The organism is Halobacillus salinarum, assembly GCF_022919095.1.
Lineage (GTDB): Bacteria > Bacillota > Bacilli > Bacillales > Halobacillaceae > Halobacillus_B > Halobacillus_B salinarum.
Map to the genome: position 1 here is coordinate 580,643 of NZ_CP095073.1, position 14,618 is coordinate 595,260.

The window sequence follows — 14,618 nt, forward strand, 5'->3', positions numbered from 1 at the left end:
TTGCAAGGAAATGGGGAATTTCGATGAGTTATCGTTTTGGAATGATCGCCGATGATTTAACTGGTGCTAACGACAGCGGCGTTCAATTGAAAGAAAAGGGACTCGCCACCTCTGTATTTTTCGAGCTCCCTGACTCCCGTATGGAGCTTGGCGAATCGATTGTGATCGATACAGACTCCCGGGCCTTAGACCTTCAAGAAGCAATGGAAGCAACAAAGTCTGCGGCCCGGTTTTTAATAGAGAAGGGCTACCCGCACATTTATAAAAAAATGGATTCCACACTCCGCGGGTATGTGGGAGAGGAATTAGAATCCATCCGAGAGGTATATGCCCCGGAATTTGTCGTGGTAGCCCCTGCCTTTCCGCCATATGGCCGTACGACGAAGGACGGCGTCCACTATTTACACGGACAGCCGGTATCCGGTACGGAACTTGCTTATGATCCTAAGCATCCAGTGAAGGAGGCTCATCTGCCATCCTTAATCGAGGCATCTACTGGGAAGCAAACCGCTTTACTTACAGCAGATGTTCTCCATAAAAGTGAAGACGACTGGATGTATTATATAAATCAATTAAAAGATAGAGAGACACCGTACCTCATTTGTGATGCTGAGAGTATGGAAGATTTGCGTAAGATAGCAGAGAGAATAAGTAGAATTAGTAACAAAGTGATTTGGGCAGGATCAGCAGGATTAGCTGAAGTCCTTCCTGAGGTGCTTGGGATTGAAACACAGGAAAACAATCACTTAGAAGAAGTCGTGCCGGGTGGACCGGTACTCACTGTATGCGGCAGCCTGTCACAAACTACACAGGAGCAAGTGCTCTATGCTGCAGAACAGACTGGCGTCCATCCTGTCATTGTGGATACAGAACAAATGCTGAAAGATTCATGGAATGAATATGCAGAAGTCTATTGCCGGGCCGCTGTTGAGGCCTTTCAAGCTGGGCGGGATGTTGTCCTTTACGTCCCTTCCACGTTAGAAATTAGAGAGAAAGTTGCCCGGCTGGCTGAGGAGAAGCAGCTGAACACCTTGCAAATTGGAAAACGAATTTCACATGAGCTTGGAAAGCTGACAGATCGCATTCTTACTAGTTACCCAGCTTTAAGCTCCCTCGTATTAACCGGCGGGGACACAGCTAAGGATGTAGCGAGAAGCCTGGGGGCTAAAGGCATTCAGTTATACCGCCAGCTGGAAGCGGGCATTCCCCTCGGTGAGCTTTTAGGCAGCAAACGTAAAGTGCATGTGGTTACGAAAGCGGGAGCTTTTGGAACAGATGCTTCCATTTACCGGGCAATGATCAATCTGAAAGGGGAAAATCAGGATGAACAACAAACCAATCATCGGTATCACTATGGGTGACGGAGCAGGGGTCGGTCCTGAGATTATCGTCAAGAGCCTTGCTTCGGAAGAAATAAGACAGCAAGCCATCCCGCTCGTGATCGGAGATCAGAAGCGGCTGGAGCAAGCCCGGGACATCCTCGGCGCTGATTTGACCTTCCGTACGGCTGATAAAGAGACTTCCTTTGCTCAGGAGCTTGAAGACAATACCGTGTACTGTCTCGATTTGAACCTGCTTTCTGAGGATCTTCCGTTCGGGGAGGTCGCTGCAGAAGCGGGGCATGCAGCCTTTGAATATTTGAAAACAGCGATTGAACTCGCCAATGCTGGTAAAATCGATGCCATCTGCACGGCGCCGCTCAACAAAGAAGCGCTCCACAAGGGAGGGCACTTATACCCGGGCCATACAGAAATTTTAGCAGAACTCACGGATACGCAGAACTTCTCTATGATGCTGTCTTCTCCGAAACTGAAAGTCATTCACGTCACGACCCATATTGGTCTCAAGGATGCGATCGACCGAATCGAACCGGAGCGGGTGTACGACGTCATTAAAATGGCGCATCAGACGCTCAGTCAATCAGGAGTGAAAGATCCGAAAATTGCTGTGTGCGGGATTAATCCTCACGCGGGAGAAAATGGATTGTTCGGGTACGGAGAAGAAGAAGAGAAGGTTATTCCTGGTGTAGAACGGGCCCAGTCAGAAGGAATCAACGTCCAGGGGCCGCTGCCAGCGGATACGTTGTTTTTCCGTGCCGTAAGAGGAGATTTTGATATCGTGGTGGCGATGTACCACGATCAGGGACACGGCCCGATTAAAGTCCTCGGCCTTGATGCAGGGGTCAACATTACCGTCGGTCTGCCGATTATTCGTACAAGCGTAGACCATGGAACCGCCTTTGATATCGCTGGAAAAGGTGCGGCCGATGAAAAAAGCATGCTCGAAGCTCTTCGACAGGCCATCGAATTAGCTCCTCAACGAATTCAATAGCTTAGCTTTTCAGCTTACAGTAAAAACGTTCTTGTTTTTACTGTAAGCTGTTTTTTTCTCAGGATCCGTTTTAGTGACCCCAAGTGACTCACGATAGCTTTTGCAGAATGCAGGGCAGGCTTAAAAAAACATGGCGGCATCTTGGAAGTCGAAGAGGAGGAACTGCTGGAAAAGGATCGATTAGGTTCGGCATGCCCAGTGCCATCCTCCAACTGACCTTTTGCCTGCAGGAGAGTAGAAAGCAAACGTTTCTCTTTTCGAAATCTGAATCGTTATGGACAGCATTTGTGTATGCCAAAAGCACCCCCTCTAAAGTGGTGAATCAAAAAACCCCCAAATTAAATGTTGAAAAACGCTTACATTTCCTTTATACTTCAACTAAATCGATTTACTAAACCGGTTTACCTAAGTTTTGGAAAGGGGTTGCTTCATGAATAAAGTGATCGTCCCCTTAAACGCCTTCGCCGATCAGGATGTGTATAACAAGGGGCAGGCAGCCTTTATTGCTCCGATTTTCAACGGCGGAGCGTACGGGGTGGAAATACGAAGAGAGCTTATTAAAAATCTGAACACAGAGCTCGCCGTACTTAAAGACAGGCTGAAGGATTATGGCTTGTTTGTCGTGTACTCGGCTCCGGCCGGGCTCTGGTGCGAAAATGGGGAATTGAACTCCGAAGAACTGGAGCTCATCTGCCAGGAAGCTTCCGGTCTCGGGGCCAGCCTGCTTAAGGTCTCTCTAGGAAACTATCAAGCTTCCCGTTCGCCTTTCGATTCGTTGCGGGAGTTGATCGATCGGTGGTCGCCTCAACTTGAGATTCTTATAGAGAATGACCAAACGGACTATGGCGGCCGTCTTGAAGTGTTGAAGGACTTTTTTACAACCGCTTCCAACGAAGGGGTCTCGATAGAGATGACGTTTGATGTTGGAAACTGGAAGTTTGTCAATGAAGAGATGGATGAGGCTCTACAGGCGCTGGGTCACCGGGTGCGTTATCTGCACCTTAAATACGTAACAGAAAGACATGGAGAACTCGTCACGCTTCCGCTGCTTGAAGATGAAGAGGAGCAATGGAAGCAGGCCGCCGGTCAGTTTTCAGCGGAGATTCTGAAAGCGCTTGAATTTCCGGTTCAGGATGAAAAAGACGTAGCGGCTTATGTAGAGATGGTAGGAAGAGCTGGATTAGAAAGCGAGGATGGAGTATGGAAAAATTAGATGTCGTAACGTTTGGTGAAGCAATGGCTATGTTTTATGCAGAAGAAACCGGCCCCCTTCACAGAGTCAGCCGGTTTATCCGCGAATTAGCGGGAGCCGAAACCAATTTTGCGATTGGTATGGCTAAGCTTGGTTTTCGATCAGGATGGGTGAGTAAAGTCGGCAATGATGCCTTTGGAAAATTTGTCATGGAACGGCTGCAGGAAGAAGGGGTCAACGTTGAACACGTCCTTGCCTCTTCCGAGCATCCTACCGGCTTTCAGCTTAAATCCAAAGTCTTTGAAGGCGATCCCGAGGTTCAATACTTTCGGAAAGGATCAGCGGCCAGCCGTTTAAAAACAGAAGATTTTAACGAAGGATATTTTAAGAAAGCAGATCACCTTCATATGACAGGGATTCCGCTCGCGGTCTCGTCATCGGTTCGAGCATTTGCAGAACATACGCTTGATTTTATGAAGAAGGAAGGAAAAACTGTTTCTTTTGATCCGAATTTACGTCCTTCCCTATGGAACACCGAGCAGGAAATGACAGCTGTCACCAACGAAGCTGCTGCTAAAGCAGACGTTTTGCTGCCCGGGATTGAGGAAGGTCAGGTACTTACCGGCTGTTCCACTCCGGAAGAAATCGCCGCTTTTTATATTGACCTTGGGGTTCAGCTCGTCGTCGTTAAACTCGGCGAAGAAGGTGCTTACTATCAAACTAAGACAGATCGCGGTTACGTGCAGGGCATCAAAGTGGCTCACGTCGTGGATACCGTTGGCGCAGGAGACGGCTTTGCCGTAGGACTTGTCAGCGGGCTGCTGGAACAAAGAGAGATTAAGGATGCCGTGTTCAGAGGAAATGCGATTGGGGCTCTAGCTGTCCAGTCCCCGGGGGATAACGATGGCTATCCTGATAAAAATAGTCTCGAAGATTTTATGAATACTCACTTAAAAGGAGCGAAGTAAGATGAAACAAACTCTAGCAAAACAGCGCTGGATTCGGTTGATTCCTATTGCTTTTATTACGTACAGTCTTGCTTACCTTGACCGGGCCAACTACGGGTTCGGTGCCGCTGCAGGTCTAGCTAAGGATCTGCACATTACACCGGGAATCTCCTCCTTATTAGGATCCCTGTTCTTCCTTGGGTATTTCTTTTTTCAAATACCCGGGGCGCACTATGCGGAAAATAAAAGTGCAAAAGTCCTGATTTTCTGGTCTTTAATCCTCTGGGGAATTCTGGCCAGCTTAACCGGAATGATTTCGAATGTAAATTTCTTATTTGCGATCAGATTCTTACTTGGCGTTGTTGAAAGCGCTGTTATGCCGGCGATGCTTGTGTTCTTAAGTCACTGGTTTACAAAAGAGGAGCGGTCGCGTGCCAATACGTTCCTCATTCTCGGTAACCCGGCAACGGTGCTTTGGATGTCGATCGTATCTGGTTATCTGCTGCACTCCTTCGGCTGGAGATGGATGTTTATTTTAGAAGGTGTGCCCGCGATCATCTGGGCCTTTATTTGGTGGAAACTTGTGAATGATGAACCGAAAGATGCCAAATGGTTATCTAATGGGGAGAAGGTCTCCCTTCAGGAAGCATTGGATAAAGAGCAGCAGGGAATTAAACCTGTCAAAAACTATCGAGAAGCGTTTAAGAATAAAACCGTTGTGCTGTTAAGTCTGCAATATGCCTTATGGAGTATTGGTGTGTATGGCTTTGTTATGTGGCTGCCGTCTATTATTAAAGCCGCTCCGAATATGGACATCGTTTCTACAGGCTGGCTGTCTGCCGTGCCGTACGTATTAGCCGTCATTCTTATGCTTACAGGCTCTTATTTTTCTGACAAAATGCTAAGGCGCAGCATCTTTGTCTGGCCGTTTCTATTAGTCGGTGCCGTTGCATTCTACTGCTCCTATTTACTAGGAACAAGCAACTTCTGGCTGTCGTTTGTCTTGTTAATCATTGCCGGCGGTGCGATGTATGCTCCGTACGGACCATTTTTCGCGATTATCCCAGAGCTACTGCCTCGAAACGTGGCTGGTGGTGCGATGGCTTTAATCAATAGTATGGGAGCGCTTGGTTCTTTCGTTGGCTCCTATTTGGTCGGTTATTTAAACGGACTGACAGGCGGATTTGGAGCTTCGTATATTTTCATGTCCGGTTCACTTTTAGCTTCAGCAATCTTGACGATCTGGGCGGCTAGTGCTGGAGAAAAACGCAAGAAATCCCCGGCAGAACAAGTGAATTTAAAAAGCAAAACAGTCTAACTTGACTATGACATAGAAGGATGAGATGCCGGTGGATGTGTCCCGGCATCCATCCTTTCCCATGGGTCAGGGTAGATAAAACAAGGAGGTCATATTACAATAGAAGGACAATGCTATTGAAAAAAGGTTGATGACATGGAAAGAGTGACGATGGCAGACGTTGCGAAGGAAGCAGGTGTTTCCAAAAGCACGGTCTCCCAGTTTTTGAACAAACGCTATGAATATATGGGCGAAGAAACAAGAAGAAAAATTCAGCAAGCTATCACCGAGCTTGGTTACCAGCCCAATTATTTAGCACGCAGCTTAAAACAGAAAAGAACGTCGATGATCGGGATTATTGTCGCCAACATCAAGCACCGTTTTTCAACGGAAGTCAGTCATGCGATTGAAGAGTACTGCTATGATGCAGATATCCAGGCGATCGTATGCAATGCCGATGATGATCCGGTGAAGGAAAAGAAGTATATCGAAATGCTGATGGCTAAACAAGTCGATGGGTTGATCATTTTTCCAACCGGGAAAAATATAGAGCTTTACGACAGTATGATTCATGCTAAATATCCGGTCGTGTTTATGGACCGGAAAGCAGGCGATATCAATCTTCCGAGGATTGTCTCGAATAACATTGAGAGTGCGTATCAAGCAGTGGAACACTTCGTGAAACAGGGACATACACGCATTTCCATCGTTACCCAATCGTTAACGATTACACCGAGAGCGGAACGGGTGGAAGGCTACAAAAGGTGTCTTGAAGATTATCAGATCGACTGGAATGAGGATTACGTCATTAATAACCCGATCAGCGATCTGCAGGAAGAGCTTGAAAAAATGTTTTCCTCCAATCATCCGCCTACGGCTTTGCTGGCGGGGAACGACCGAGTGTTTCTTGAGCTTCTGAAGTTTACGAAGCGAAAAGAGATGACCATCCCGGACGATTTTTCCTTGATCGTATTTGATAATATTCAGTACGCAGCGGTCTCCACCCCTGCGGTCTCTACCATTTCACAGCCTGCTGCGGAAATGGGGAGAAAAGCAGCGGAATTGTTGCTGAAGCAGATCCAAAAAGAACCGGTGGAAGCAAAGGAACATGTTTATCCTTGTGAGTTAGTCATTCGGGAGACGTAAAGGAATAACGAGTGCAGCAAAGCCTTCAAGCACTCTGCTGCGCCTTTTTACTAAACCGGTTTATTAAAAATGAAACAGGAGGAGTTGGCATGAACATTCAACTGGCGCTGGACCGGCTGACCATTGAAGAAGCTGTATCCATTGCGGGAGAAGTAGAAGGCGATGTCGATTGGATTGAAGTGGGCACTTCATTGATCAAAGAATTTGGTATGGATAGTGTGAAAAGGATGAAAGCCCGTTTTCCCAACAAAACGATCCTTGCCGATATGAAAACGATTGATAACGCCAAATATGAAGCAGAACTTTGTTTCGAGGCAGGAGCGGATGTCATGACTGTTATGGGAGCAGCGTCTCCCGCTACCATTGAAGCCTGTCTGGAAACAGCAGGGAAATATAAGCGAGAAGTCATGATTGATTTATTACATCTGTCTGACAGTCAAAAAGAAAAGCTGCTTCCGTTTGAAACGGCGATCTTTTGTGAGCATGTTAGTAAAGATGAACAGGAAATGGGCGGCCAAAAGAATGAATTGGCCCGTTCGATGTTCCAGGGGCTGAGAATGGCGGTCGCCGGAGGAATTACGGAAGCTTCCTTTAATAAGCTGCAAATGCTGCGTCCGGAGGTTGTTATAATTGGCTCAGCGATCACGAAAGCAGCCGACCGCAAGGCAGCTGCATCCCGGCTGAAGCAATTAAGCAAACAGGAGGAGGTCAAATAATGGGAAAAATGGAGACGATTCTCTCAGAAATTCAATCGGTGACAAGTCTCATAGACGAAGCTGAATTAACTGAAATCGCGGCTGACCTGCAGAGGACAGGAAGAATTTTTGTCATCGGTGAAGGACGCTCTGGTTTGATGGCAAAATCATTTGCGATGCGTCTTATGCACTTAGGAGCTGAGGTTTATGTGATTGGCGAAACGATCACACCTTCCATTAAGGAAGATGATATGCTCGTCGCGATTTCAGGCTCTGGATCAACGAAAAGCGTCGTGTGGACAGCGGAAAAAGCGAAAAAACTCGGCTGTCAGGTCATTGCTGTAACGACCAACCCTGACTCCGACCTAGCTTCCCACGCCTCTAAAGTGCTGCGTGTGCCAGCAGCTACGAAATACCGCCGGGAGGACGAACGGCAGACGATTCAGCCGCTCGGGTCTTTATTTGACCAATGTGCCCATATCGTTTTTGATACGATCTGCCTCAGCTACGCAGAGCTTAAAGACATCGGTCATGATCAAGCCTTCAAGCAGCACAGCAACGTCGAGTAGCTGTAGAAAACAATCACTTGTGGAGAAGCCTCTGGTTTTTTCACAAGTTTTTTTATGCCCGCGGATTTACTACCTTCCCCTTAACCGCAATGGAATCTCTTTTGTCCAAATAACGAAGGCAGAAGATCCACTCAAAAACTTTTCTCAAAAAATATAAATGTATTCAAAAATAAACAAAGGTATGTTATGGTTTAAACAGAACAAAAAACAGAAAATTCAAAAGTTGGAGGGATCAAGTTGGTTGAAAACTTGTGGAATACCAATCAAGCAGAACAATTAGACTCAGGACTGCAGGAGCTCGTCTATCGTTCTAATCTTCTCGGTGCAGACCGTTCTGTCTGCAATTTTGGCGGGGGAAACACCTCGATGAAAACGGTCGAAAAGGATTTCCGCGGCAAGGACGTGGATGTCATGTGGGTAAAAGGCAGCGGCTCAGACTTAGCAACCATGAAAGAGCAAAACTTTACAGCGCTGCGCTTAGACGATATTCAACCGCTCTTAGAACGAGAGGAAATGTCTGATGAGGAAATGGTCGAATACCTCGGGCATTGTATGATTAATCATCGTCATCCTCGTTCTTCCATTGAAACGCTGCTTCACGCTTTTCTTCCATTTAAACACGTCGATCACACTCATCCGGATGCAATTATCAGCATTTGCTGTGCCGATAACGGGAAGCAGATCGCGGAAGAATTGTTTGGCGACCGGTTCGTCTGGGTTCCTTATATCCGGCCGGGATTTACGTTATCCAAAATGATTGCCGAAGGAGTCGCGAACAATCCGCAGGCAGAGCTTGTCTTAATGGAGAAGCATGGATTGGTCACATGGGGAGAGACGTCCGGAGAAGCGTATGAGCAGACGATTAAGGTCATCCAGGAAGCCGAATTATTTGTCCACGATAAGGTCGAAAAAGTAAGCGCCTTCAACGGAGAGAAGTACTCGTCACTTTCGGAATCAGAGGCAGAGAAGCTGTTGGCAAAAGTGATGCCGGTCATCCGCGGATCCGTAAGCGATGAGAAGAAGATGCTCTTAACCTGTGATCGTGGTGAGGACGTGATGGAGTTTGTGAATAGTCATGACGCGCCCGGGCTTTCTCAAGTCGGCGCCGCCTGTCCGGATCATCTCGTCCATACAAAACGGGTGCCGTTATACGTCGATTGGAACCCGCAGGAAGAACACGAAGAACAGCTGGTTGAAAAGCTTCAGTCAGGTATTGAAGCCTTCAAGGAAGAGTACCGGGCTTATTTTGAACGGAATAAGAAAGAGGGCGACCAGATGGTGGAGCCTGCTCCGCGCGTCGTGCTCATTCCGGGGATCGGGATGGTGAATACAGGGAAAGACGTGAAAAATTCCAGAGTCAGCGGAGCTTTGTACCACCGGGCGATTGCTGTCATGAAAGGGGCTGCAGCTCTAGGAAGCTTTGTTTCTCTTAATGAGCAGGAATCCTACCAGGTCGAGTACTGGCCGCTTGAACTCTACAAGCTTTCTCTCGCTCCACCGGAAGCCGAATTTTCACGACACATTGCGTTTGTAACCGGAGGGGCTGGCGGAATCGGAAGTGCTGCCTGCCGTCGTTTCGTCCAAGACGGAGCTCATGTTGTGATCGCCGACTTGAACATCGAAGGCGCAGAAAAGCTGGCAGCTGAGATCAACGAAGAGTTCGGAGTGGACCGTGCGCTTGCCGTGAAAATGGATGTGACGAAAGAAGAAGAAGTGGAGGAAGCTTTTGCGAAGACGGTGTTAGCCTATGGAGGACTTGATACCATCGTGAATAACGCGGGACTCGCGACTTCCAGTCCGATTTCCGAAACGACGCTGAAGGAATGGAATTTAAATATGAATGTCCTGGGAACAGGATATTTCCTCGTCGGCCGCGAAGCTTTTAGAAAAATGGAGCAGCAGGGCATTGGCGGAAGTATGGTGTTTATCGGTTCGAAAAACTCCGTGTACGCCGGAAAAAATGCTTCTGCATACAGCTCCGTGAAAGCATTGGAAGCCCACCTTGCCAGATGTCTCGCTGCAGAAGGAGGTCAGCATGGCATAAGAGTCAATTCGGTGCTGCCGGATGCTGTGCTTCAAGGCTCGGCGATTTGGAATTCAAGCTGGCGGAATGAAAGGGCTGCCGCTTACGGCATAGACCCGGATGAATTAGAAGAGCACTACCGTAAACGGACTACGCTCCAAGTCAACATTTATCCGGAGGATATTGCCGATTCGATTGCCTTTTTTGCTTCCTCACATTCTGAGAAAACGACAGGATGTATGATCACCGTAGATGGCGGTGTTCCGGCAGCCTTTACGAGATAAACCTTGGAAAAGTGTAATGGGGAAGATTCTTTATTACACTTTTCTTCTTCTTTTCCTGCTTGCAGCAGGAGGAAGGTATTTAGTGACCGATTATTGAAAGCGTTTTAAATTGAACCGTTAATAAAGGGTGAATCGAATGACAATTTACAGTTTAGCTGTTGATATCGGAGCCTCGAGTGGAAGGCTGATTCTCGGAAGCGTGGATGACGGTCGTTTATGGCTGGATGAGGTGCACCGGTTTGATAACCACGTTACAAAAAAAGGGGCGTATGACTCTTGGGATATCCACCACCTCTTTCATGAAATTAAAAGTGGAATCCATAAATGTAAAGCCCGGGGAATTGAGCCTGCAAGCATTGGAATTGATACGTGGGCGGTTGATTTTGTCCTCCTGGATGAAAAGGATGAGCTGCTTATGGATCCCGTGTCCTATCGGGATCCGCGCACCGATGGAAAGATGGAGGAAGTGTTTGAAACGATTTCCAAAGAACGGCTTTATTTAGAAACAGGCATCCAGTTTCAAAAATTTAATACCATTTATCAATTGTATGCATTAAAAGAACAGCATCCGGAAATTCTGGACAAGGCCAAAACCTTCCTTATGATCCCTGATTATTTAAACTTCCTTTTGACAGGGGTAAAAGCCAATGAATACACCAATGCGACTTCTACACAGCTGGTCAATGCATTTACGAAGCATTGGGATAAGGAATTGCTTGCCACCCTCGGAATCAACCAGGACATGTTTCAGGAGATCCAGACGCCGGCAACTGAGCTCGGACGTCTGAAGGAGGAGATCGCAGAAGAGTTCGGCTTTTCTATGAAGGTGGTGCTGCCGGCTACGCATGACACCGGTTCTGCCGTTATCTCTGTACCCCAGCAGGAGGACACCATTTACATCAGCTCTGGAACGTGGTCGTTGATTGGTGTTGAGAACCATTTTCCCATTTGTGTCACGAAAGCCCTCGATTACAATTTTACGAATGAAGGCGGAATGGATTATCAGTTCCGGTTTCTGAAAAACATCATGGGCCTTTGGATGATCCAAGAGGTGAAACGCAATTACAACGATCAGTATTCTTTTTCTGATTTAGTAGAAATGGCTGAAGCAGCAAGCAGCATGCACTCAATCGTAGACGTGAACGACGACCGGTTTTTAAAGCCTGACCATATGGTGGCAGCGATCCAGGAATACTGCAGGGAAACTTCCCAGCCTGTGCCAAACGATCCTGGAGAGGTAGCGAAATGCATCTTTGACAGCCTTGCTGCCAGCTATCAAACGTCCGTCGCAGAAATTGAAGACATTTTTGAAAGGGAATTCAAAAAAATTAATGTCATTGGCGGCGGTTCCCAAAACGAATTTCTCAACCAGTTGATCGCTGACGTCACCCAGAAGCCCGTTGACGCTGGTCCTGTGGAAGCGACGGCTATTGGGAATATTATCGCCCAGAAGATTGCGTTAGGAGAAATCAGGGATGTGGACGAAGCGAGAGCGATTACGAAACAGTCTTTTTCAATAAAAACTTATCAACCTAAAGTAAAGGAGCGATAACCAATGACAGTACAAGAAGCCTATGAGGAAGCGAAAAAAAGCTACGAGAAGTGGGGAGTCGATGTCGAGGAGGCTCTTCGCCGGTTACAATCGATCCCGATTTCAATTCACTGCTGGCAGGGAGATGATATCGGCGGTTTTGAAGTGAACGCCAATGAGCTCTCCGGCGGGATTGATGTGACAGGAAATTATCCTGGTAAAGCCGGCACTCCTGAAGAACTGCGCAGCGATCTTGAGAAAGCGCTGTCTCTCATCCCGGGACAACACCGGATTAACCTGCACGCCATTTATGCGGAGACAGAGGGGGAAGTCGTTGACCGCGATGAGCTTGAACCTAAACATTTTGCAAACTGGGTGAACTGGGCTAAAGAGCAAGGGTTAGGTTTAGACTTCAACCCGACCCTTTTCTCCCATCCGAAAGCGGCGGATGATTTAACCTTGTCTCATCCAAATGAGGAAATCAGGGAATTCTGGATCAATCACTGCAAAGCAAGCCGCAAAATCGGCGAGTATTTCGGCAAAGAGCTGGGTACAGCTGCGCTTACGAATATTTGGATTCCTGATGGCTACAAAGATCTTCCGAGTGATCGCTTAACCCCTCGGAAGCGGCTGAAGGATTCCCTCGACCGCATCTTTCAATCCGAAATTAGTGAAAATTATAATTTGGATTCCGTCGAAAGCAAGTTGTTTGGGATTGGTTCGGAAGCGTATGTAGTGGGTTCCCATGAATTCTATTTCGGCTATGCCTTGCAGAATCATAAGCTTTGTCTGTTGGATACCGGGCATTTCCACCCGACTGAAATGGTGTCAAATAAGATTTCAGCGATGCTGATGTACACAGACCAATTAGCGCTGCATGTATCAAGACCGGTACGCTGGGACAGTGACCACGTCGTCTTGTTAGATGAAGAATTAAAAGAAATTGCGCTGGAACTGGTACGTTGTGATGCGCTCGATCAAGTGAGGATCGGCCTTGATTTCTTTGATGCCAGCATCAACCGGGTGGCAGCATGGACCATCGGGACAAGGAACATGATTAAAGCTTTATTATACGCGCTGCTCATGCCGAACGACCATTTACAGAAGCTGCAGGAGGAAGGTGACTTTACAGAACGGCTCACTTTATTGGAAGAATTCAAGACGTATCCGTTTGGAGCGATTTGGGATTACTATTGCAGCCAGATGGAAGTTCCTGTGAAAGAGACGTGGCTGAATGAAGTCCGCACCTATGAAAAAGAGGTGCTTACTAAGCGCTGATTTTATAACGTTAAACGCCTGCCAGGTGCCTGCTGTGAAGGGATATGTTATAGTGAAGAAGTAAGAAAATGAACGTAATTCCACATAAAACCACACAAATAAAACTTTAAGCAGGACCGGGGGGTTTTGGCGTGTTAGTAGCCGAACGGCAGCGTAAAATTGTCGATTTAGTGAATGAGAAATTAAGCATACGCGTTACAGAGTTAAGCAGGCACTTTTCTGTAACCGAAGAAACGATACGCAGAGATTTGGAAAAGCTGGAAAAACAAAACCTGCTGCGAAGAAGCCATGGCGGCGCCGTCAGCGTGCAGGAAGAGCAATCAGAAACGTCTTATTTGGAACGTGAAATTACAAATGCACATGAAAAGAGGGCCATCGCCCTTGAAGCCGTCAAACAAATCATACCAGGGGAAAAGATTATTCTCGATGCGAGCACTACCGCCTGGTATATGGCAAAAGAGCTTCCTGATCTGCCTTTGACGGTCATCACGAACTCTGTCAAAGTCGCCGTTGAGCTGAGCAAAAAGGAGAAAGTCAATGTGATTTCTACCGGAGGAATGCTGCTGCCTAAATCTCTCTCGTTCGTGGGTCCGCTTGCGGAAAACTCCTTAACTACCTATCACGTCGATAAGGCTTTCATTTCGTGCAAAGGCGTCCACTTGCGCGGCGGCCTGACGGATTCAAATGAGTGGCAGGCCCTCATTAAAAGACAGATGATGAACATCGCTGATGAAACAGTGCTGATGGTAGACTCATCAAAATTTGATATCCGTACCTTCGTCCAAATCGGCAGGCTTGCGGATGTCTCTTCCGTTCTTACAGACGACCATGTGAGAGCGGATTATGTGAATGCCTTCGAAGAACTGAACATCCCTATTAAAACCGTTACTTTGATGAATTAAAATTTTCTATTAGGAGCTTGGAACTTATGATACGGAAAGCGTCCGTGATGTATGTCAACAAAGGTTCTTATGAGGAATATAAGCGAAGACACGATGAACTATGGCCGGAAATGAATGCCGCTCTGAAAGAGCATGGCGCTCATAATTACTCCATTTTTTTAAACGAGCAGACCGGCGAGCTGTTTGCCTATCTTGAAATTGAAGATGAAGAAAAATGGGAGCAAATGAGCGGGACCGACGTGTGCCGGCGGTGGTGGGCGTATATGGCGGATATTATGGAGACGAATGACGATCACAGTCCAGTATCTGTCGAATTGAAGGATATGTTTTACTTGCCATAAAGAATCAAAAAGAGCTTGCCGGGAAACCAAAAAATTTCTCTGCAAGCTTTAGTTATGTGGATTTTCCGCTTGTTCACTCTTG

General features: G+C 47.1%; 13 protein-coding genes. All 13 read left to right on the plus strand.

The genetic code is table 11. The features are described from left to right. Window positions 1-23 precede the first annotated feature (23 nt). Complete coding sequence (locus MUN89_RS03230) at window positions 24-1,361, plus strand: four-carbon acid sugar kinase family protein (protein ID WP_244711354.1); 1,338 nt, start codon at window positions 24-26, stop codon at window positions 1,359-1,361. Then, window positions 1,324-2,331, plus strand: coding sequence for a 4-hydroxythreonine-4-phosphate dehydrogenase PdxA (gene pdxA, locus MUN89_RS03235; protein ID WP_244711356.1), 1,008 nt, complete (start codon window positions 1,324-1,326; stop codon window positions 2,329-2,331). Before MUN89_RS03230 ends, pdxA begins: the two co-directional genes overlap by 38 nt. Before the next feature lie 430 nt (window positions 2,332-2,761). Next, complete coding sequence (locus MUN89_RS03240) at window positions 2,762-3,544, plus strand: sugar phosphate isomerase/epimerase family protein (protein ID WP_244711357.1); 783 nt, start codon at window positions 2,762-2,764, stop codon at window positions 3,542-3,544. Next, complete coding sequence (locus MUN89_RS03245; protein WP_244711359.1) at window positions 3,532-4,491, plus strand: sugar kinase; 960 nt, start codon at window positions 3,532-3,534, stop codon at window positions 4,489-4,491. Before MUN89_RS03240 ends, MUN89_RS03245 begins: the two co-directional genes overlap by 13 nt. A 1-nt stretch (window position 4,492) precedes the next feature. Continuing rightward, complete coding sequence (locus tag MUN89_RS03250) at window positions 4,493-5,788, plus strand: MFS transporter (RefSeq protein WP_244711361.1); 1,296 nt, start codon at window positions 4,493-4,495, stop codon at window positions 5,786-5,788. A gap of 135 nt (window positions 5,789-5,923) precedes the next feature. Then, on the plus strand, window positions 5,924-6,913 hold the full coding sequence (locus MUN89_RS03255; RefSeq protein WP_244711363.1) for a LacI family DNA-binding transcriptional regulator: 990 nt from the start codon (window positions 5,924-5,926) through the stop codon (window positions 6,911-6,913). A gap of 89 nt (window positions 6,914-7,002) precedes the next feature. Then, a complete protein-coding gene (gene hxlA / locus MUN89_RS03260) occupies window positions 7,003-7,629 on the plus strand; it encodes a 3-hexulose-6-phosphate synthase (RefSeq protein WP_244711365.1) in 627 nt (208 codons plus the stop codon). Next, window positions 7,629-8,177, plus strand: coding sequence for a 6-phospho-3-hexuloisomerase (gene hxlB / locus MUN89_RS03265; RefSeq protein WP_244711366.1), 549 nt, complete (start codon window positions 7,629-7,631; stop codon window positions 8,175-8,177). The genes hxlA and hxlB overlap by 1 nt, the downstream gene beginning before the upstream one ends. A 237-nt stretch (window positions 8,178-8,414) precedes the next feature. After that, the gene (locus tag MUN89_RS03270; RefSeq protein WP_244711368.1) at window positions 8,415-10,484 is read left to right on the plus strand and encodes a bifunctional aldolase/short-chain dehydrogenase; all 2,070 of its coding nucleotides are present in this window, start codon (window positions 8,415-8,417) and stop codon (window positions 10,482-10,484) included. Between the two features lie 136 nt (window positions 10,485-10,620). Continuing rightward, on the plus strand, window positions 10,621-12,036 hold the full coding sequence (rhaB, locus tag MUN89_RS03275; protein ID WP_244711370.1) for a rhamnulokinase: 1,416 nt from the start codon (window positions 10,621-10,623) through the stop codon (window positions 12,034-12,036). A 3-nt stretch (window positions 12,037-12,039) separates the two neighbouring features. Next, on the plus strand, window positions 12,040-13,293 hold the full coding sequence (gene rhaA, locus MUN89_RS03280) for an L-rhamnose isomerase (RefSeq protein ID WP_244711372.1): 1,254 nt from the start codon (window positions 12,040-12,042) through the stop codon (window positions 13,291-13,293). Window positions 13,294-13,424: 131 nt separating this feature from the next. After that, a complete protein-coding gene (locus MUN89_RS03285) occupies window positions 13,425-14,195 on the plus strand; it encodes a DeoR/GlpR family DNA-binding transcription regulator (RefSeq protein ID WP_244711374.1) in 771 nt (256 codons plus the stop codon). A 26-nt stretch (window positions 14,196-14,221) separates the two neighbouring features. Then, entirely contained in the window at window positions 14,222-14,536 is a 315-nt protein-coding gene (gene rhaM, locus MUN89_RS03290; RefSeq protein WP_244711376.1) for an L-rhamnose mutarotase, read from the plus strand. Window positions 14,537-14,618 lie beyond the last annotated feature (82 nt).

Bases quoted from the DNA above. Each gene is read 5' to 3' on its own strand.
- MUN89_RS03230 (WP_244711354.1), top strand. From the start codon at position 24: ATGAGTTATCGTTTTGGAATGATCGCCGATGATTTAACTGGTGCTAAC.
- pdxA (WP_244711356.1), top strand. From the start codon at position 1,324: ATGAACAACAAACCAATCATCGGTATCACTATGGGTGACGGAGCAGGG.
- MUN89_RS03240 (WP_244711357.1), top strand. From the start codon at position 2,762: ATGAATAAAGTGATCGTCCCCTTAAACGCCTTCGCCGATCAGGATGTG.
- MUN89_RS03245 (WP_244711359.1), top strand. From the start codon at position 3,532: ATGGAAAAATTAGATGTCGTAACGTTTGGTGAAGCAATGGCTATGTTT.
- MUN89_RS03250 (WP_244711361.1), top strand. From the start codon at position 4,493: ATGAAACAAACTCTAGCAAAACAGCGCTGGATTCGGTTGATTCCTATT.
- MUN89_RS03255 (WP_244711363.1), top strand. From the start codon at position 5,924: ATGGAAAGAGTGACGATGGCAGACGTTGCGAAGGAAGCAGGTGTTTCC.
- hxlA (WP_244711365.1), top strand. From the start codon at position 7,003: ATGAACATTCAACTGGCGCTGGACCGGCTGACCATTGAAGAAGCTGTA.
- hxlB (WP_244711366.1), top strand. From the start codon at position 7,629: ATGGGAAAAATGGAGACGATTCTCTCAGAAATTCAATCGGTGACAAGT.
- rhaB (WP_244711370.1), top strand. From the start codon at position 10,621: ATGACAATTTACAGTTTAGCTGTTGATATCGGAGCCTCGAGTGGAAGG.
- rhaA (WP_244711372.1), top strand. From the start codon at position 12,040: ATGACAGTACAAGAAGCCTATGAGGAAGCGAAAAAAAGCTACGAGAAG.
- rhaM (WP_244711376.1), top strand. From the start codon at position 14,222: ATGATACGGAAAGCGTCCGTGATGTATGTCAACAAAGGTTCTTATGAG.